This window comes from Streptomyces axinellae, assembly GCF_039532135.1.
Lineage (GTDB): Bacteria > Actinomycetota > Actinomycetes > Streptomycetales > Streptomycetaceae > Streptomyces > Streptomyces axinellae.
Genome location: NZ_BAAARJ010000006.1, coordinates 385,363 through 404,889 on the forward strand (window position 1 = coordinate 385,363; position 19,527 = coordinate 404,889).

17 protein-coding genes are annotated in these 19,527 nt (G+C 71.3%); 16 read left to right on the top strand and 1 reads right to left on the bottom strand.

Annotation, left to right across the window (positions count from 1 at the left end; all coding sequences use genetic code 11):
- The first annotated feature begins 178 nt into the window (after nt 1–178).
- The 7 genes from ABD339_RS11820 (at nt 179) to ABD339_RS11850 (ending at nt 7,245) form a co-directional block, all read left to right on the top strand.
- Nucleotides 179–1,972 (top strand): DUF5941 domain-containing protein, encoded by a 1,794-nt coding sequence (locus ABD339_RS11820; protein ID WP_344565092.1) that lies wholly within the window; start codon nt 179–181, stop codon nt 1,970–1,972.
- Entirely contained in the window at nt 1,969–2,706 is a 738-nt protein-coding gene (locus ABD339_RS11825; RefSeq protein WP_344565011.1) for a phosphocholine cytidylyltransferase family protein, read from the top strand. The genes ABD339_RS11820 and ABD339_RS11825 overlap by 4 nt, the downstream gene beginning before the upstream one ends.
- Nucleotides 2,694–3,755 carry an iron-containing alcohol dehydrogenase family protein gene (locus ABD339_RS11830; protein WP_344565013.1) on the top strand — a complete coding sequence of 354 codons (1,062 nt, stop codon included), beginning with the start codon at nt 2,694–2,696 and terminating at the stop codon, nt 3,753–3,755. Before ABD339_RS11825 ends, ABD339_RS11830 begins: the two co-directional genes overlap by 13 nt.
- Entirely contained in the window at nt 3,733–4,512 is a 780-nt protein-coding gene (locus ABD339_RS11835; protein WP_344565015.1) for a CDP-alcohol phosphatidyltransferase family protein, read from the top strand. The genes ABD339_RS11830 and ABD339_RS11835 overlap by 23 nt, the downstream gene beginning before the upstream one ends.
- Before the next feature lie 17 nt (nt 4,513–4,529).
- On the top strand, nt 4,530–5,402 hold the full coding sequence (locus ABD339_RS11840) for a glycosyltransferase family 2 protein (RefSeq protein WP_344565017.1): 873 nt from the start codon (nt 4,530–4,532) through the stop codon (nt 5,400–5,402).
- A gap of 66 nt (nt 5,403–5,468) precedes the next feature.
- Entirely contained in the window at nt 5,469–6,413 is a 945-nt protein-coding gene (locus tag ABD339_RS11845; RefSeq protein WP_344565019.1) for an ABC transporter permease, read from the top strand.
- Nucleotides 6,400–7,245, top strand: coding sequence for an ABC transporter ATP-binding protein (locus ABD339_RS11850; RefSeq protein ID WP_344565021.1), 846 nt, complete (start codon nt 6,400–6,402; stop codon nt 7,243–7,245). The genes ABD339_RS11845 and ABD339_RS11850 overlap by 14 nt, the downstream gene beginning before the upstream one ends.
- A gap of 144 nt (nt 7,246–7,389) precedes the next feature.
- Here the strand turns inward: ABD339_RS11850 and ABD339_RS11855 are convergent, their stop codons facing one another.
- Nucleotides 7,390–9,636 (bottom strand): MMPL family transporter, encoded by a 2,247-nt coding sequence (locus ABD339_RS11855; RefSeq protein ID WP_344565023.1) that lies wholly within the window; start codon nt 9,634–9,636, stop codon nt 7,390–7,392.
- A 124-nt stretch (nt 9,637–9,760) separates the two neighbouring features.
- Between ABD339_RS11855 and ABD339_RS11860 the strand changes: the two genes are divergently transcribed.
- The 9 genes from ABD339_RS11860 to ABD339_RS11900 all read left to right on the top strand — a co-directional run.
- Entirely contained in the window at nt 9,761–10,465 is a 705-nt protein-coding gene (locus ABD339_RS11860; RefSeq protein WP_344565025.1) for a TetR/AcrR family transcriptional regulator, read from the top strand.
- 275 nt (nt 10,466–10,740) lie between these two features.
- Entirely contained in the window at nt 10,741–11,643 is a 903-nt protein-coding gene (hpnC, locus tag ABD339_RS11865) for a squalene synthase HpnC (protein WP_344565027.1), read from the top strand.
- A gap of 8 nt (nt 11,644–11,651) precedes the next feature.
- Nucleotides 11,652–12,614, top strand: coding sequence for a presqualene diphosphate synthase HpnD (gene hpnD / locus ABD339_RS11870; protein WP_344565029.1), 963 nt, complete (start codon nt 11,652–11,654; stop codon nt 12,612–12,614).
- 90 nt (nt 12,615–12,704) lie between these two features.
- On the top strand, nt 12,705–14,165 hold the full coding sequence (gene hpnE / locus ABD339_RS11875) for a hydroxysqualene dehydroxylase HpnE (protein WP_344565031.1): 1,461 nt from the start codon (nt 12,705–12,707) through the stop codon (nt 14,163–14,165).
- On the top strand, nt 14,152–15,324 hold the full coding sequence (locus ABD339_RS11880; protein WP_344565033.1) for a polyprenyl synthetase family protein: 1,173 nt from the start codon (nt 14,152–14,154) through the stop codon (nt 15,322–15,324). Before hpnE ends, ABD339_RS11880 begins: the two co-directional genes overlap by 14 nt.
- Nucleotides 15,325–15,389: 65 nt before the next feature.
- Nucleotides 15,390–17,390, top strand: coding sequence for a squalene--hopene cyclase (gene shc, locus ABD339_RS11885; RefSeq protein WP_344565035.1), 2,001 nt, complete (start codon nt 15,390–15,392; stop codon nt 17,388–17,390).
- A complete protein-coding gene (locus ABD339_RS11890) occupies nt 17,390–18,076 on the top strand; it encodes a phosphorylase family protein (protein ID WP_344565037.1) in 687 nt (228 codons plus the stop codon). Before shc ends, ABD339_RS11890 begins: the two co-directional genes overlap by 1 nt.
- Before the next feature lie 7 nt (nt 18,077–18,083).
- Nucleotides 18,084–19,118 carry an adenosyl-hopene transferase HpnH gene (gene hpnH, locus ABD339_RS11895; RefSeq protein WP_344565039.1) on the top strand — a complete coding sequence of 345 codons (1,035 nt, stop codon included), beginning with the start codon at nt 18,084–18,086 and terminating at the stop codon, nt 19,116–19,118.
- A gap of 165 nt (nt 19,119–19,283) precedes the next feature.
- Nucleotides 19,284–19,527 (top strand): 1-deoxy-D-xylulose-5-phosphate synthase N-terminal domain-containing protein (locus ABD339_RS11900; RefSeq protein ID WP_344565041.1); only part of this gene is annotated, 244 nt, incomplete at its 3' end.

Below are 19,527 nucleotides of genomic sequence, written 5' to 3' on the forward strand. Positions count from 1 at the left end.
GGGCTCCCGGCGGGCAACACCGGGGCGATGAACGCTCGGTGAAGGCCCCGCTCCGGCGATCCGATACTCTCTGCCGACATGCCGCGCCAGCCCCCGGCCGGGCGATGGCGCGCCGTGCCCGCTGCCCCTGCTGTCCCCTCTTGCGCGGGTACGCCAGCTTCCAAGGAGTGAGTTCGTTCTGTCGACCGCCATCCTCACCGGTCCGCCGGTCGCCGGGTCGTCGCTGGAGGACGACCTGCGGTCGCTCGGCTTCGACGTGCGCGTGGCCGCCGACGCGGCCTCGGCCGCCGCACAGCTCACGGCGGCGGCACCCGGCGAACGCCTCGCCCTGGTCGATCCCCGCTTCGTCGGCCACCGGCACGCCCTGCGCCTCGCGCTGAAGGACCCCAGGTTCGACGCCGCCGCCCTCCCCGGCGTACTCGGGCTCGCCCCCGGGACCCGGCGGACGCTGCCCGACGGCCTGACGGGCGGCCCGGACGAGGCGGCGCGGGCGCTGGAGGGCGCGGGTGTGGCGGTCCACCGCCCCGAACTGGGCGTGCTGGTCGCCGGCGTCCCCGACGGGGAGGCGGCGCGTGCGCAGGCGGCGTCCGCCGTGGCGGCGGTGGACGACGAGCGGGTGCGGCTGCGCTCGGCCGTGAAGTCCCGGGACGGCTTTTTCACCACCTTCTGCATCAGCCCCTACTCCCGCTACCTCGCCCGCTGGTGCGCCCGCCGGGGCCTGAGCCCCAACCAGGTCACCACCGCCTCGCTGATCACCGCGCTGATCGCCGCGGCGTGCGCGGCGACGGGGGAGCGGAGTGGCTTCGTCGCGGCCGGGGTGCTGCTGATCGCCTCGTTCGTCCTGGACGCCACCGACGGCCAGCTCGCCCGCTACGACCTGCAGTATTCGAAGCTGGGCGCCTGGCTGGACGCCACCTTCGACCGCGCCAAGGAGTACTCCTACTACGCGGGCCTCGCGCTGGGCGCCGCACGCGGCGGCGATGACGTCTGGGCGCTGGCGCTCGGCGCGATGCTGTTGATGACAGCGCGCCACACCGTGGACTTCTCCTTCAACGAGGCCAACGCGGGAGGACCGGACACGGCCACGGGCGCCAACACCAGCCCCACGGCGGCGCTTTCGGGCCGGCTGGACAGCACGGGCTGGACCGTATGGGCCCGCCGCATGATCATCTTGCCGATCGGGGAGCGCTGGGCGCTCATCGCGGTACTGACAGCGGCCACCACCCCGCGCATCACCTTCGTCGCCTTGCTGATCGCCGGCGCCTTCGCGGCCTGCTACACCACGGCCGGCCGGCTGCTGCGCTCGCTGACCCGCCGGGCCCCGCGCACCGAGGCCGCCGCCGAGGCCGTACGGGCACTGACCGACAGCGGCCCGGCCGCCGAGCTGTGCGCCCGCGCGCTGCACGCCGTGCGCCTGCCGCGCTTCGGTCCGCCCGCCGTGGCACTGCTCGGCACCGCGGTGATCCTCGCCACCGCGTGGGCCGCTCCGCTCGGCAGCCTGTGGCCGGTGCTCGCCGCGGTGCTGTACCTCCTGTGCACCGGTCTCAGCCTGGCCTCGCCCCTCCGGGGGCCCCTGGACTGGCTGCTCCCGCCTCTCTTCCGTATCGCGGAATACGGCACCCTCCTCGTACTCGCCGCCAGATCATCCGCCGACGGGGCGCTTCCCGCGGCTTTCGGGCTGGTCGCGGCTCTCGCCTACCATCACTACGACGCGGTGTACCGCATCCGCGGTGGCACGGGTGCGCCCGCGCGATGGCTGGTGCGGGCGGTCGGCGGACACGAGGGCAGGACCCTGGTGGTCACGATCGCCGCCGCCCTGTGGCTGGGTGGAAACAGCCACACACAAGGCTTCATTTTCGCGCTGACCGCGCTCGCAGTGGTCATCGCGGCCCTGGTGCTCACCGAGAGCATCCGTTTCTGGGTGTCCTCCCAAGCACCCGCTGTACACGACGAAACAGGAGAACCCGCATGATCGGCCTCGTGCTGGCAGCCGGCGCTGGACGGCGTCTGCGCCCCTACACCGACACCCTGCCCAAGGCCCTGGTGCCTGTCGATGGTGAGACCACCGTCCTGGACATCGCACTGGCCAACTTCGCGGAGGTCGGGCTGACCGATGTCGCGGTCGTCGTGGGCTACCGCAAGGAAGCCGTCTACGAGCGGCAGGCCGAGCTGGAGGCCAAGCACGGCGTCAAGCTCACCCTCATCGACAACGACAAGGCCGAGGAGTGGAACAACGCCTACTCCCTCTACTGCGCCCGTGAGGTCTTCAAGGAGGGCGTGCTGCTGGCCAACGGCGACACCGTGCACCCCGTCTCCGTGGAGAAGACCCTGCTGGACGCGCGCGGGAACGGCCAGAAGATCATCCTCGCGCTCGACACGGTCAAGGACCTGGCCGACGAGGAGATGAAGGTCGTCGTCGATCCCGCCAAGGGCGTCCAGCGCATCACCAAGCTGATGGACCCGGCCGAGGCCACCGGCGAGTACATCGGCCTCACCCTCATCGAGGCCGAGGCGGGCGCCGAGCTGGCCGACGCGCTCAAGGCCACCTTCGAGAAGGACCCGCAGCTCTACTACGAGGACGGCTACCAGGAGCTGGTCAACCGCGGCTTCAAGGTCGATGTCGCCCCCATCGGCGACGTCAAGTGGGTCGAGATCGACAACCACGACGACCTCGCCAAGGGCCGGGAGATCGCATGCCAGTACTGACCCGCCTCATTCCGTCGCCGGTCGTCGTGGACATCAGCCGCGGCGCGCTGGACGACCTGGCGGGCCTGTTGGCCGATCAGCGGATCTCCACCAACGGGAAGCTCGCCTTCGCCATCAGCGGCGGCTCCGGCGCCGCGCTGCGTGAACGGTTCGCGCCCGAGCTGCCCAACGCCTCCTGGTACGAGGTCGGCGGCGGCACCATCGACGACGCGGTCAAGCTGGGCGACGCGATGAAGTCCGGCCGCTACGACGCCGTCGTCGGGCTGGGCGGCGGCAAGATCATCGACTGTGCGAAGTACGCGGCGGCCCGTATCGGCCTCCCGCTGGTGGCCGTCGCGACGAACCTGTCGCACGACGGCCTGTGCTCGCCGGTCGCCACCCTCGACAACGACGCCGGGCGCGGCTCCTACGGAGTGCCCAACCCGATCGCCGTCGTCATCGATCTCGACGTCATCCGCGAGGCCCCCGAGCGCTACATCCGCTCCGGCATCGGCGATGTCATCTCCAACATCTCGGCCGTCAAGGACTGGGAGCTGGGGCACGAGGTCTGCGGCGAGGACATCGACGGGCTGGCCGCCGCCATGGCACGCCAGGCGGGCGAGGCGATCTTGCACCATCCGGGAGACGTCAGCGACGACGGCTTCCTCCAGGTGCTCGCCGAGGGCCTGGTGCTCACCGGGATCTCCATGTCGGTCGCCGGGGACAGCCGCCCTGCCTCCGGTGCCTGCCACGAGATCAACCACGGCTTCGACCTGCTCTACCCCAAGCGCGCGGCGCCGCACGGTGAGCAGTGCGGCCTCGGCGCCGCCTTCGCCACCTACCTGCGCGGGGACAAGGACACGGCGAAGCTGATGGTGGAGGTGCTGCGGCGCCACCATCTGCCGGTGCTGCCGCAGGACATCGGGTTCGACGCCGATGAATTCGTCAAGGTCGTCGAGTACGCCCCCCAGACCCGGCCCGGGCGCTACACGATCCTGGAACACCTCGACCTGTCCACCGACCAGATCAGGGACGCGTACGCGGACTATGCACAAGCCATCGGTAGCTGAGCTGCGGCCGGTCGTCCACCCCGCCGGGGTGAAGGACCGGCGAAGCGGTGAGCACTGGGCGGGCCGGCTCTACATGCGCGAGATCTCGCTGCGGATCGACCGGCACCTGGTGAACACCAGGATCACCCCCAACCAGCTGACGTATGTGATGACCGTCGCCGGGGTCCTCTCGGCGCCGGCCCTGCTGGTGCCCGGGATTCCCGGAGCGGTCCTCGGCGCGGTGATGGTCCAGCTCTACCTGCTGCTCGACTGTGTGGACGGCGAGGTGGCCCGCTGGAAGAAGCAGTTCTCGCTCGGCGGGGTCTACCTGGACCGGGTCGGGGCCTACCTGTGCGACGCCGCGGTGCTCGTCGGCTTCGGCCTGCGCGCCGCGGACCTGTGGGGCGGGGGCCGCATCGACTGGCTGTGGGCCTTCCTCGGCACCCTCGCGGCGCTCGGCGCCATCTTGATCAAGGCGGAGTCCGACCTGGTCGGCGTCGCCCGCCACCAGGGCGGGCTGCCGCCGGTCAAGGAGTCGGCTTCCGAGCCGCGCTCCTCCGGTATGGCGCTGGCACGCAAGGCAGCCGCGGCGCTGAAGTTCCACCGGCTGGTCCTCGGCATCGAGGCGTCGTTGCTGATCATCGTGCTGGCGATCGTGGACCAGGTCCGGGGCGACCTGTTCTTCAGCCGGCTCGGTGTCGCGGTCCTCGCGGGGATCGCGGTCCTCCAGACGCTGCTGCACCTGGTGTCCATCCTCGCCTCCAGCAGGCTCAAGTGACGGGGGGCGAGGGGAAGATGCGACTCGGTGCCGTCGTCCTCACCATGGGCAACCGGCCCGAGGAACTGCGCGCGCTGCTCGACTCGGTCGCCAAGCAGGACGGCGATCCGGTCGAGGTCGTGGTGGTGGGTAACGGTGCGCCGTTGCCGGAGCTGCCGGAAGGTGTACGGACGGTCGAGCTTCCGGAAAACCTCGGGATCCCCGGCGGGCGCAATGTCGGCATCGAGGCGTTCGGCCCCTCGGGCGCCGAGATGGACGCGCTGCTCTTCCTGGACGACGACGGGCTGCTCCCCGCCACCGACACCGCGGAACTGGTGCGCGAGGCGTTCGAGGCGGACCGGAAGCTGGGCATCATCAGCTTCCGCATCGCCGACCCGGACACCGGCGAGACCCAGCGCCGCCACGTCCCCAGGCTGCGCGCCGCCGACCCGCTGCGCTCCTCGAAGGTCACCACCTTCCTCGGCGGCGCCAACGCCGTGCGCACCCGCGTCCTGGCCGAAGTCGGCGGCCTGCCCGAGGAGTTCTTCTACGCCCACGAGGAGACCGACCTCGCCTGGCGCGCCCTCGACGCGGGCTGGGGGATCGAATACCGCGCCGACATGGTGCTGCACCACCCCACGACCGCGCCGAGCCGCCACGCGGTCTACCACCGGATGGTGGCCCGCAACCGCGTATGGCTCGCGCGGCGTAACCTTCCGGCCACCCTTGTGCCCGTATACCTGGGCGTATGGCTGTTGCTCACCCTCGCCCGCCGCCCGTCGCTGCCCGCGCTCAAGGCGTGGCTGGGCGGATTCAAAGAGGGCTGGACGACGCCGGCCGGGGCCCGCAGGCCCATGCGGTGGCGTACGGTATGGCGTCTGACGCGGCTCGGACGCCCTCCCGTGATCTGACAGGCTCGTATCTGACAGCATCAGCACCGGATCCACTTGCGCAGTGTGAGGACGAAAGTTTCCAACGTGAGCGAGAAAACCCACGACAGTGCCGTCGGTGTGACCCCTCCGCCGTCACTGGACGACCGTCTGACCCCGGCCGAACTCGCGGCCAAGTACGGCCTGTCGGTGAGCGGAGCCCGGCCCTCGCTGCCCGAGTACACGCGGCGGCTGTGGGCGCGGAGGCACTTCATTCTCGCCTTCTCCCGGGCGAAGCTGACAGCCCAGTACAGCCAGGCGAAACTGGGCCAGTTGTGGCAGGTCGCCACCCCGCTGCTGAACGCGGCGGTCTACTTCTTCATCTTCGGCATCCTCCTCGGCAGCCGCCGGGGCACCCCGGGCGGAGACCAGAACTACATTCCCTTCCTGGTCACCGGGGTGTTCGTCTTCACCTTCACCCAGACCTCGGCGCTCAACGGGGTCCGGGCCATCTCCTCGAACCTCGGACTCGTGCGCGCCCTGCACTTCCCGCGCGCCTCGCTGCCCATCTCGATCTCGCTCCAGCAGCTCCAGCAGCTGCTCTACTCGATGATCGTGCTGGTCGTCATCCTGCTGGGCTTCGGGCAGATGCCGACCTGGTCCTGGCTGCTGATCCTGCCTGCCCTGGTCTGCCAGTTCGGGTTCAACACCGGCCTGGCGCTCATCATGGCCCGGCTCGGCAGCAAGACGCCGGACCTGGCGCAGCTCATGCCCTTCATCACCCGGACCTGGATGTACGCGTCCGGCGTGATGTTCCCGCTGCGGCACATGCTGGAGACCCGGGCGAACGCGCCGAGCTGGGTGACCGACGTCCTGCTGGCCAACCCCGCCGCGGTGTACATGGACCTCATGCGCTTCGCCTTCATCCACGAATACCCGGCCGCCGAGCTGCCGCCCCACGTGTGGGCCCTCGCGCTGGGCTGGGCCGTGCTGGTCGGCGTCGGCGGATTTGTTTTCTTCTGGAAGGCGGAGGAGCGTTATGGCCGTGGCTGAGCACACCGAGCAGAGCGGTAGCCCCGCCGAGTCCGGTCAGAAGACGGAAGCCCAGGCCCAGCAGACCCCGGGGCCCTGGGTGCCGACCGTCATCGCCGAAGACCTGCACATCGTCTACCGCGTCTACGGCGGATCCAAGGGCAGGGGCAGCGCGACGGCGGCCCTCAACCGCATCGTGCGGCGCAGGCCGGGCGGCGGTATGCGCGAGGTGCACGCGGTCCGGGGCGTCAGCTTCACCGCCTACAAGGGCCAGGCCGTCGGCCTCATCGGCTCCAACGGCTCGGGCAAGTCCACGCTGCTCAAGGCCATCGCCGGCCTGCTGCCCGCCGAGAGCGGCAAGGTCTACACCGACGGCCAGCCCTCGCTGCTGGGCGTGAACGCGGCGCTGATGAACGACCTGACCGGCGAGCGGAACGTGGTCCTGGGCGGACTGGCGATGGGCATGACCCGCGAGGAGGTCGCCGAGCGCTACCAGGGCATCGTCGACTTCTCCGGCATAAATGAGAAGGGCGACTTCATCACGCTGCCGATGCGCACCTACTCCTCCGGCATGGCCGCCCGGCTGCGTTTCTCGATCGCCGCCGCCAAGGACCACGACGTGCTCATGATCGACGAGGCGCTGGCCACCGGCGACAAGAAGTTCCAGAAGCGCTCCGAGGCCCGCATCCGCGAGCTGCGCAAGGAGGCGGGCACGGTCTTCCTGGTCAGCCACAACAACAAGTCCATCCGCGACACATGTGAGCGGGTGCTGTGGCTGGAGAAGGGCGAGCTGCTGCTCGACGGCCCGACCGAGGAAGTGCTCAAGGAATACGAGAAGTTCACGAGCAAGTAGTCCCCGGCGCGCAGCCGCCCCGCACCACAGCGCGTGGCCCGCACCTCCGGCGAGAGCCGGAAGTGCGGGCCACGGTGCGTCATGCGTCGTGCGGCCGGACGGGCGGCCCGGGAGGGGCCGGACGCAATCCGGGCGGGCCGCCGCTCAGACGCTGGTGGACGCGGGCAGCCGCTCCTCCGCCCCGGCGGGTCCAGCGGGTTCGGCGGGCTGCTCGGCGGGATCGTCCGCCGCTCCGCCGCTCTCGCTCAGGCCCGCTTTCGCGTGCAGCTTGCGCAGGGGGCCGGGCGCGTACCAGGCGGCGCGGCCCAGCAGCCGCATCGCGGCGGGCACCAGCACGCCGCGTACCGCGACCGCGTCGATCAGGATCGCCAGCCCGCTGCCCAGGCCGAACATCTGGATGAAGCTGACGTTGCCGGTGACGAAGGCGAAGAAGCTCACCGCCAGCAGCCCCGCCGCCATGGTCACGATCCGCCCGGTGTGCGAGAGCCCGCCGACCACGGCTTCCCGGTCGCTCGCGCCCGCGTCGTGCAGTTCCTTGACGCGGCTGGTCACGAAGACCTCGTAGTCCATGGAGAGCCCGAAGACGATGCAGAACATCAGCACTGTCATGGAGGTGTCCATCGGCATCGCGGTGAAGCCCAGCAGCGAGGAGAGATGGCCGTCCTGGAAGACCCACACCATCGCGCCGATGGCGGCGGTCAGGCTGATGCCGTTGAGCACCAGGGCGCGCAGCGGCTGGACGATGCTGCCGGTGAACAAGAAGAGCAGCACGAACGTCGAGCCGACGACCCAGGCGATGGCCGCCGGCAGCTTGTCACCGATGGACGCCTTGGAGTCGACGAGCGCCGCGTCCCGGCCGCCGACCAGGGTGCCGGTGCCGGGCCCTGGCACGTCGCGGATCTCGTGCACCAGGTCCTGCGCCCGGTCGGAGGCGGGAGTGACCCCGGTGGTCACATCCAGCCGGTGCACACCCTGCTCGCTGTACCCGGCGGGTGTGGCGCCCCCGGGCTCCCGGAGCGGGCGCCCCTCGGCGTAGGTGCCGGTCGCGGCCCGGACGCGGACGACGCCCTCCAGCCGGGAGATCTTCCGCGCGTACGCGGCCACGGCCCCGTCGGCGGCCCTCCCCTCGGTCACTACCGGGATGGCCGCCGACTCGTTCCCGGCGAAGTCGTGCTGGAGGGCGGCGGCGACCTGCCGGCTCTCGGCGTTCTCCGGGAGCACCCGCTCGTCGGGTGAGCCGAAGGAGGCGCCCAGCAGCGGAGCGGCTGCCAGGAGCAATGCGGCCAGCACCGGCAGCGCGGTGAGCACGGGCCGCCGCATGACCGTCCCCGCCACCCGCCCCCACAGCGGGGCATCCGGCTTGCGCACGGCGTCCGCCCACGGCAGCCGGCCCCTGTTGACGCGGTGGCCGAGCGCGGCGAGCAGCGCGGGGACGATGAACAGCGCGGAGAGCGCCGCGATGAGGACGACGCCGATTCCGGCGTAGGCGAACGAGCGCAGGAAGAACGGCGGGAACAGCAGCAGCGCCGCGAGGGCCGCGATCACGGTGGCGGCCGAGAAGAGAATGGTGCGCCCGGCCGTGCGCACCGTCGTCCGGAGTGCGGCGTGGACCTCGTCACCGGCGCCGAGCCGTTCTCGGAAGCGGCTGACCAGCAGCAGGCCGTAGTCGATGCCGAGCCCGAGGCCGAGCGCGGTGGTCAGGTTGACGGCGAAGACGGAGACGTCGGTGACGCCGCCGATCACATACAGCTCGGCGAAGGTGCCCAAGATGGCGACCAAGCCGATGGCCAGCGGAACCAGGGCGGCCACCACGCTGCCGAAGGCGATGGTCAGCAGGATGAGGGTGAGGGGCACCGCGATGCCCTCGGCCACCGCGAGGTCCTTGGAGACCTGCGCGTTGACCTGCTCGTTGAGCGCGGCTCCGCCGCCCGCGCGCACGGAGATCGCGCCGCGGTCGCCGGTCCACTTGTCGGTGATCTTCTTGACCTCCTGGGCGTCCTCCTGATCGACGTGGGCGAGGACCAGCGCCTGGGTGTGGTCGCGGGAGGTGAGGGCCGAGCCGCCCGGCGCCCAGTAGGAGGCGACCCGCGTGACCCCCGGCTGGGACTTGAGCCCCTTGGTCAGTTCGGTGCCGGCCTTCTGGACGGCGGGCGCGGCGAGTTCGCCGCCCTCGGCCCGGACGAGCAGGACGAGGTTGTCCTCACCCTGGAAGGTGTCGTCGATGACGGCCGCCGCGCGCGAGCTGGGCGAGTCGGGGTCGTCGAACCCGCCGCCCTTGAGCTGGCCGAAGGCGCCGAGGCCGATGGCGCCCAGCCCGACCGCCGCGAGCAGGGAGAACAGCAGTACCAGGCGGGCTCTGCGATGGGTGAGATCGGCTATGCGTCGGAGCACGATGAGATATCCCCCGGGACATCGGAGATGGGTGGCGCGCACGGCGGACGCGATGAATGTTGACGCCGTAAACTTGATAGTGGCAGTAGATGTTAATGGCGTCAACATAGGGCAGGATGGGGGCATGGAGGCGAACACCAGCGCTGCGGGTTCCGGGACGGGTGAGGGGGGCAGAGGCCGCTCCGCCCGCCAGGGCAAGCGCGGCTACCACCACGGCGACCTGCGCAACGCGCTGATCGATGCCGCCATCGAACTGGCCGGCGAGGGCGGCCCCGACGCCGTCGTGCTGCGCGCCGCGGCCCGCCGGGTCGGCGTCTCGGCGACGGCCGCCTACCGCCATTTCGAGGGCCAGGCCGAACTCTTCCACGCCGTCAAGGAGTACGGTCAGCAGCGCCTGGTCGAATGCATGGAGGCGGGGGGCCGGGAGATCCACGGCGACGGCCCCGAGGCGGTGAAGGAACGCGTCATGGCGCTGGGCCGCGGCTACATCCGCTTCGCCCTGGAAGAGCCGGGGCTCTTCCGCGCGGCCTTCTGTCCCTCGTTTCCCGACCCGATCCCGATCACCGAGGACGGCGGGCTGGGCCGGATCGCGGAGCAGTGGAGAGCCCGGTCGTTCGACATGCTCATCGAGACCCTGGACGAGCTGGTCGCCGCCGGAATGATGCCCCCCGAGCGCAGGCCGGGCGCCGAGCTGAGTGCCTGGGCCACGGTGCACGGCCTCGCGATGCTGCTCGTCGACGGCCCGCTCGACACGCTCACCCCGGAGCAGGTCCACTGCATCACCGAGCGGGTGATCGGCGACATCCTCACCGGGCTGACCGCTCCCTGACTGCCTCCTGATGGCCCGTAGGGTTCGGCTCCCACCTGCGCGCCGCCGCGTTCCGGGGCCCCGGCCGGGGCTTCGGGGTCACCCCCCGCGCGAGGGGTTGATGTACGGCGTAAGCTGTTTCGGTGCTGATTAGCGGCAAGTCGGGCGGAGAAGCCCCGGCTGACCTGTGCTGTCGGCCGGATCCGCGGGCCGGCGAGCGCGGCGTGTCCGAAATAGGATGTTCTGGCGCAGCGGTGTAGAAACGGAGATGTGACGGCAATGGCCATGGGCAGCACGTGGTGACCGCGGAGGAGGACGCGCACACGCGCGCTGTGCTCTCCCAGGCCAAGACGGAGAACTTCCCGGTGGCACCCCGCTTCCTCCCTCGCGAGTGGCGGGATGACCTGATGGCCGTCTACGGCTTCGCGCGCCTCGTCGATGACATCGGGGACAGCGACCTCTCCTCGGGCCCCGCCCACGCGGCCCGTCTGGGGCTGCCCGCCGACCAGGCGGACGACCCCCTCGCGATGCTCGACGCGTTCGAATCCGATGTGCGCCGGATCTTCGCCCCCGACGGGCCGCAGCCGGGCCACCCCCTGCTGCGCGCCCTCGTCCCGACCGTGCGCGGACGCGCCCTGTCACCCGAACCGTTCCTCGCCCTGATCGAGGCCAACCGGCAGGACCAGAAGGTCCGCCGGTACGCCACCTACGCCGAACTCCTCGCCTACTGCGAGCTGTCGGCGAACCCGGTGGGCCACCTCGTACTCGCGATCACCGGCACCGCGACCCCCGAGCGGGTGCGGCTCTCGGACGCCGTGTGCACCGGGCTCCAGATCGTCGAACACCTCCAGGACGTCGCCGAGGACCTGGCCAAGGACCGCGTCTACCTGCCGGCCGAGGACATGGACCGCTTCCGGGTCGGCGAGGGCGACTTGGCGGCTCCCGTCGCCAACGCCTCGCTACGCGCGCTGATCGCCTTCGAGACCGAACGCGCCCTGGGCCTGCTGGACGAGGGCACACCGCTGGTGCACAGCGTGCGCGGCAGGCTCCGGCTGCTGCTCGCGGGATTCACCGGCGGGGGCCGGGCCGCGGCCGGCGCCCTGCGGACCGCGCGATACGACGTACTGGCAGGGCCTCCCCGGGCAGGCGCGCTCAGCGTGGCGCGCGAGTCCTGGGCGGTCATGCGAGGAGAGGGGTGACCGGGGCCATGAGCCGAACCGACCGGGCCGGAGCCAGATCCGCCCAGCAACTGCCCCCGCAGGTGGCCGCCGCCTACCGCTACTGCGAGGCCGTCACAGGACAGCAGGCCCGCAACTTCGCCTACGGCATCCGGCTGCTCCCCACGCCCAAGCGCCAGGCCATGTCCGCGCTCTACGCCTTCTCCCGCCGCGTGGACGACATCGGCGACGGCGCGCTGGACACCCCCGCGAAGGAGACCCGGCTGGAGGAGACCCGCCAGCTCCTCGCCCGCGTACGGGACCGGGACATCTCCTGGGACGACACCGACCCGGTCGCCGTCGCCCTCAGCCACGCGGCGGGACGCTTCCCGGTCCCGCTGGCCGGCCTCGACGAACTGATCGACGGTGTGCTGATGGACGTGCGCGGCGCAACCTACGAGACCTGGGACGACCTCAAGGACTACTGCCGCTGCGTGGCGGGAGCCATCGGCCGCCTCTCGCTGGGAGTCTTCGGCACCGTGCCAGGCGCACGCGAGGCCACTCACGCCCCCGAATACGCCGACACCTTGGGGCTGGCCCTGCAACTGACCAATATTCTCCGGGATGTGCGGGAAGACGCGGACAACGGACGTACGTACCTGCCCTCGGAGGACCTCGAAAAATTTGGCTGTGCCACGGGCTTCAACAGCGATACGGTGCCGCCCGGTGCTGATTTCACCGGACTCGTGCACTTCGAAGTACGGCGCGCCCGCGCGCTGTTCGCCGAGGGCTACCGTCTGCTGCCGATGCTCGACCGCCGCTCGGGAGCCTGCGTCGCCGCGATGGCCGGGATCTACCACCGGCTGCTGGACCGGATCTCCGCCGACCCCACCGCCGTGCTGCGCGGACGCGTCTCACTGCCGGGACACGAGAAGGCATACGTGGCCGTGCGCGGCCTCTCCGGCTTCGACGCGCGGCTGGTCTCACGCCAGGCGCCGCGGCGGGGCACCTGATGTCCCACCGCCGGGCAACCCGCGCACCAGGTCCGGCGTCCCAGCGGACACGGACCACACCGATCAGCTGGACCCAGGGGAGGAGCGCGCATGACGGCCGACGAAGCGCGATCCGGTGAGCCGCGGGAAAGAGCCCGGCGCGCCGTGGTCATCGGCGGCGGCATCGCCGGCACGACCGCCGCACTGCAACTCGCCGAGGCCGGCTTGGCGACCACCCTCATCGAGACCCGCCCCCGCCTGGGCGGCCTCGCCTTCTCCTTCCGCCGCGACTCGGCCGCCGGAGAGCTGACCGTGGACAACGGCCAGCACGTCTACCTGCGCTGCTGCACCGCCTACAGCTGGTTCCTGGAGCGGGTCGGCGGCGGCGGGCTCGCCCCCCTCCAAGAGCGGCTGGACGTGCCCGTGCTGGACGTCGGCGGCAGCCGGCCCCGCCTGGGCCGGCTGCGGCGCACCGAGTTGCCGGTACCGCTGCACCTGGTCGCGAGCCTCGCCACCTACCCGCACCTCTCGCTCGCCGAGCGGGCGTCGGTCGGCCGGGCCGCGCTGGCGCTCAAGAACCTCGACCCCGCCGACCCGGCGCTCGACGACATCGACTTCGGCACCTGGCTGCATCGGCACGGCCAGTCGGAGCGCACCATCGAGGCACTGTGGGACCTGGTGGGCGCCGCTACCCTCAACGCCCGCGCCCCGCACGCCTCCATGGGACTGGCGGCCAAGGTCTTCAAGACAGGGCTGCTGTCCGAGCCGGGCGCCGCCGACATCGGCTGGTCCCACGTCCCGCTCGGCGACATCCACGACGTACTCGCCCGCGCCGCCCTGGAAAAGGCGGGAGTGCGCACGCTGCTGCGCACCCGCGCCCGCGGCCTCGCACCCGCGGGAGAGGGCGGCGGCTGGCGGGTCACCGCCGATCAGGGACCCGCCGGCGCCGAGGAGTTGGAGGCCGGGACGGTCGTTCTGGCCGTACCCCAGCGCGAGGCGCACGGGCTGCTGCCCGACGGCGCGCTCGCCGACCCCGGCCGGCTGCTGGAGATCGGCACGGCGCCCATCCTCAACATCCATGTGATCTACGACCGCAAGGTGCTGCGGCAGCCCTTCTTCGCCGCCCTCGGCACCCCCGTCCAGTGGGTCTTCGACCGCACCTCGGCGTCGGGGCTCGCCGGGCGCGGCCAGTACCTGGCGCTGTCGCAGTCCGTGGCGCACGACGAGATCGACCAGCCGGTGGCCACCTTGCGCGAGCGCTATCTCCCCGAGCTGGAGCGGCTGTTGCCGGCTGCCCGGGGCGCGGGAGTGCGCGATTTCTTCGTCACCCGCGAGCGCACGGCCACCTTCGCGCCCACCCCGGGCGTGGGCCGGCTCCGTCCGGGGGCCCGCACCTCGGCTCCCGGCGTCCACCTGGCCGGGGCGTGGACCGCCACGGGGTGGCCCGCGACCATGGAAGGCGCTGTACGCAGCGGAGTGACAGCCGCGTGCGAGGCCCTCGTCGCGCTGGGCCGTCCGCACCCGAAGGACCCGGTCCCCGGCATCGAAGGAAGGGCCCATGAGCACCACTGACGCGGCCGGCGCGGCCGGTACAGCCAGCACGACAGCACCGCACAGAGGAGACCCTGTGACCCCGGCCAAGCAGCACCTCGTGGATGAGGGCGATGCGACCACCACGGGCGGCCCAGCCGACACCAAGGGCGTGGTCGCCCTGCTGGAGCGCGGACGTACGCTCGCCACACCCGTGCTGCGCGCGGCCGTCGACCGGCTGGCGCCCCCCATGGACACGGTGGCCGCCTACCACTTCGGGTGGATCGACATGGAGGGGCGCCCCTCGGCCGCCGACGGTGGCAAGGCCGTGCGCCCCGCGCTCGCACTCCTGTCGGCCGAGGCCGCCGGCGCCCTGCCCGAGACCGGCGTCCCCGGAGCTGTCGCCGTGGAGTTGGTGCACAACTTCTCGCTGCTGCACGACGACCTCATGGACGGCGACGAGCAGCGCCGCCACCGCGACACCGTCTGGAAGGTGCACGGCCCCGCCCAGGCAATCCTGGTCGGCGACGCGCTGTTCGCGCTGGCCGGCGAAATACTGCTGGAGCTGGGGACGGCCGAGGCGGGCCGGGCCACCCGCAGACTGACCCTGGCCACCCGCAGACTGATCGACGGCCAGGCCCAGGACATCTCCTACGAACACCGTGACCAGGTCACCGTGGAGGAGTGCCTGGAGATGGAGGGGAACAAGACCGGTGCGCTGCTGGCCTGCGCCGCCTCCATCGGCGCCGTCCTCGGCGGCGCCGACGACCGTACCGCCGACGCGCTGGAGTCCTACGGCTACCACCTGGGCCTGGCCTTCCAGGCCGTCGATGACCTGCTCGGCATCTGGGGCGACCCGGGGGCCACGGGCAAGCAGACCTGGAGCGACCTGCGGCAGCGCAAGAAGTCCCTGCCGGTCACGGCGGCGCTCGGCTTCGAGGGCGAGGCCGCGAAGCGGCTGGCGGAGCTGATGGCGGCGGACGCGAAGAAGAGCCAGGCCGAGTTCGAGGACTTCGACGAGGCGGAGTTCGCCGAGCGGGCCGCGCTCATCGAGCAGGCCGGCGGCCGGGAGTGGACCTCCCAGGAGGCGCAGCGCCAGCACACCACGGCCGTCGCCGCGCTGGACTCCATCGACCTGCCGGGCAGGGTGCGGGAGCAGTTCGCCGCGCTCGCCGACTTCGTCGTCGTACGGCAGAGGTGACGCCCTGGCAGGCCGTCTGAGATCCGATCGGTTCGAACTCTCGGAGCACTTCGGAAGGAGAAGGGATGACAGCCACGACGGACGGACCCGCGGGCCCCGGCGTCTCCGGAACGAAGCACAGGGAACACGACTCTCCTGGAACGGTCCCCCCGGACCAGGACAGTGTGACCGGCCGGGCGGAGCGGACCACGGCCCGCGCTGTTGAGTATCTGCTGGCCGTCCAGGACGAGGCGGGCTGGTGGAAGGGCGACCTGGAAACCAACGTCACCATGGATGCCGAGGACTTGCTGCTGCGCGAGTTCCTCGGCATCCGTGATGAGAAGACCCTGCGCGCCGCCGGCCGCTTCATCCGCTCCCAGCAGCGCGAGGACGGCACCTGGGCCACCTTCCACGGCGGGCCCGGCGACCTGTCCGCCACCATCGAGGCGTACGTCGCCCTCAAGCTCGCGGGCGACGATCCCGGGGCGCCGCACATGGCACGCGCCGCCGAATGGGTGCGCGAACACGGGGGAGTGGCCCGCGCCAGGGTCTTCACCCGCATCTGGCTCGCGCTCTTCGGCTGGTGGCGCTGGGAGGACCTGCCGGAGCTGCCGCCGGAGATCATCTACCTGCCCAAGTGGTTCCCCCTCAACATCTACGACTTCGGCTGCTGGGCCCGCCAGACCATCGTCCCGCTCACCGTCGTCTCGGCGCTCCGGCCCGTCCACCCGGCGGGGTTCAGGATCGACGAGCTGCACCGCGACCCCGCCCGCCCCCGGCCGCCCGCGCCCATGGCGCCCGCCACCACCTGGGACGGGGCGTTCCAGCGCATCGACCGCGCCCTGCACGCCTACCGCAAGGTCGCCTCGCGCCGACTGCGCCGCGCGGCCCTGCGCGACGCCTCCCGTTGGATCATCGAGCGCCAGGAGAACGACGGCTGCTGGGGCGGCATCCAGCCGCCCGCCGTCTACTCGCTCATCGCGCTGCGGCTGCTGGGCTACGACCTCGAACACCCCGTCATGAAGGCCGGACTCGCCTCCCTGGACCGCTTCGCGATCTGGCACGACGAGGAGACCCGGATGGTCGAGGCATGCCAGTCCCCGGTCTGGGACACCTGCCTGGTGGCCATCGCCCTCGCCGACGCCGGGCTGCCCGCCGACCATCCAGCGCTGCTCAAGGCCGCCGACTGGATGCTGGGCGAGCAGGTCGTACGGCCCGGAGACTGGTCCGTGCGCAGACCCCAACTTCCGCCGGGCGGCTGGGCGTTCGAGTTCCACAACGACAACTACCCCGACATCGACGACACCGCCGAGGTCGCCCTGGCGCTGCGCCGCGTCAAGCACCCCGACCCCGAGCGCGTCAACCGCGCGGTCGCGCGCGGCGTGCGCTGGAACCTGGGCATGCAGTCGAGTGACGGCTCCTGGGCCGCCTTCGACGTGGACAACACCAGCAGGTTTCCCAACCGGCTGCCCTTCTGCGACTTCGGCGAGGTCATCGACCCGCCCTCGGCCGACGTCACCGCGCACGTCCTGGAGATGCTCGCGGCCGAGGGAATGCAGGACGACCCCCGCGCCCGGCGGGCGATCGCCTGGATGCTCGCCGAACAGGAGGCCAACGGCTCCTGGTTCGGCCGCTGGGGCGTCAACTACCTCTACGGCACCGGCTCCGCCGTCCCCGCGCTCGTCGCCGTCGGCCTCCCCACCTCCCACCCCGCCATCCGGCGCGCGGTGCGCTGGCTGGAGAGCGTCCAGAACGACGACGGGGGATGGGGCGAGGATCTGCGCTCCTACATCGACAGCGAATGGGCCGCCAACGGCACCTCCACCGCCTCCCAGACCGGCTGGGCGCTGATGGCGCTCCTGGCGGCCGGGGAGAAGGAGAGCAAAGCCGTCGAGCGCGGCGTCGAGTGGCTGGCCGAAACCCAGCGCGAGGACGGCTACTGGGACGAGCCGTACTTCACCGGCACCGGCTTCCCCTGGGACTTCTCCATCAACTACCACCTGTACCGGATGGTCTTCCCCGTCACGGCCCTCGGCCGCTACCTGCACGGGGACGCACTGGAGCGCCTCGCGGGGCGTGACGCCTGATGGAGGGCCCGGGAGCCCCAGGACCGCTGCTGATCGCCTGCGCGCTCGGAATCGAGCACCTCGCGCTGCGCCGCGGCCTGGGCCGACCGGGCCCGGCACCGGGCGATGAGAGCGACGGCGACGGCCACGGCCACCCCGGGACCGAGCACGTACGGCTGCTGCGCAGCGGCATGGGGCCCCAGGCCGCCCGGCGCGCCGTCACCGGCGCGCTCCAGGGCGAGGCCGTGCCGGGCGGCACCACCGTGCTGGCCACCGGATTCTGCGCCGGACTCGCAACCGGCATGCGCCCGGGGGACCTCGTGGTCGCCGGGGAGACCCGCGACGCCGCCGGACGCACGCCTTGCACCGGCACCGAACTGCTGGCCACGGTCCTCGCGCCGTACGGCACCGTCCACACGGGGCCGCTGGCCGGCAGCGACCACGTCGTGCGCGGGGCCGAGCGGGCCGCGCTGCACGCCACCGGGGCCATCGCCGCCGATATGGAATCCGCCGCCACCTTGGCCGCCGCCGCCGCGGGCACGGCACGACGCCCTGTTGCGGCCGTACGGGTGGTGGTGGACGCTCCGGGACATGAACTGATCCGCGTAGGGACACTGCGGGGTGGAATATCGGCATTCCGCGTCCTTCGCGGTGTCCTGCCCGCATTCCTTGAATGGCACCGATCCTTGCTGCTCCCCTGGAGGTGAGCCAGAAATGGCCATGCCGCTCCGACAGACCGTCCGTATCGGCACCTATCTCTTTCAGCAAAAGCTCCGCAAGCGTGAGAAGTTTCCACTCATTGTCGAGCTGGAGCCCCTCTTCGCCTGCAATCTGAAGTGCGAGGGCTGCGGCAAGATCCAGCATCCCGCGGGGGTGCTCAAGCAGCGGATGCCGGTGGCCCAGGCCGTCGGGGCCGTGCTGGAATCCGGTGCGCCCATGGTCTCCATCGCGGGCGGTGAGCCGCTGATGCACCCTCAGATCGGGGAGATCGTGCGGCAGCTCGTGGCCAAGCGCAAATATGTCTTCCTCTGCACCAACGCCATGCTGCTGCGCAAGAAGATGGACCAGTTCAAGCCTTCGCCGTATTTCGCTTTCGCCGTGCACATCGACGGGCTGCGCGAGCGGCACGACGAATCCGTTGCCAAGGAAGGTGTCTTCGACGAGGCGGTGGAGGCCATGAAGGAGGCCAAGCGGCGCGGGTTCCGCGTCACCACCAACTCCACCTTCTTCAACACCGATACACCGCAGACCATCATCGAGGTGCTCAACTTCCTCAATGACGAGCTGAAGGTGGACGAAATGATGATTTCGCCCGCCTACGCCTATGAAAAGGCGCCCGACCAGGAGCACTTCCTGGGTGTCGAGCAGACCCGGGAGCTGTTCAAGAAGGCGTTCGCAGGCGGCAACCGGGCCCGCTGGCGGCTCAACCACAGCCCGCTCTTCCTCGACTTCCTGGAGGGCAAGGCCGACTTCGACTGCACCGCGTGGGCCATCCCCAACTACTCCCTCTTCGGCTGGCAGCGGCCCTGCTACCTGATGAGCGACGGCTATGTGCCCACCTACCGGGAGCTGATCGAGGACACCGACTGGAGCAAGTACGGGCGCGGAAAGGACCCGCGCTGCGCCAACTGCATGGCGCACTGCGGCTACGAACCCACCGCCGTCCTGGCCACCATGGGCTCCCTCAAGGAGTCCCTGCGCGCGGCGCGCGAGACCGCGGGCGGCGGCGGCAGCAAGGTGGCCGGCTAGCCCGTTCGCCGCTCTGGCCGTCAGCGCCGCCGCCCCTGTCGGCGCCGCCGTCACAGACCGTCCCGATCCACCGTCACCCACCGTCCCGATCCACCGTCACCAACGGAGCTGCACCGGATCGCCGGAGACCGACACCGGCGCATCCGGAGAGCAGGGGGGCCGACCATGTCCTTGCTGGAGTTCATCACCGGGCCGCGCGACCTGGACGCGCTGTCCGAGGAGGATCTGGAGGAACTCGCCGAAGAGATCCGCCAGTTCCTGATCCACGCGGTGGCCCGGACGGGCGGCCACCTGGGCCCGAACCTGGGGGTGGTGGAGCTGACCATCGCCCTGCACCGGGTCTTCGAGTCGCCGGCCGACCGCATCCTGTGGGACACCGGGCACCAGTCCTATGTCCACAAGCTGCTCA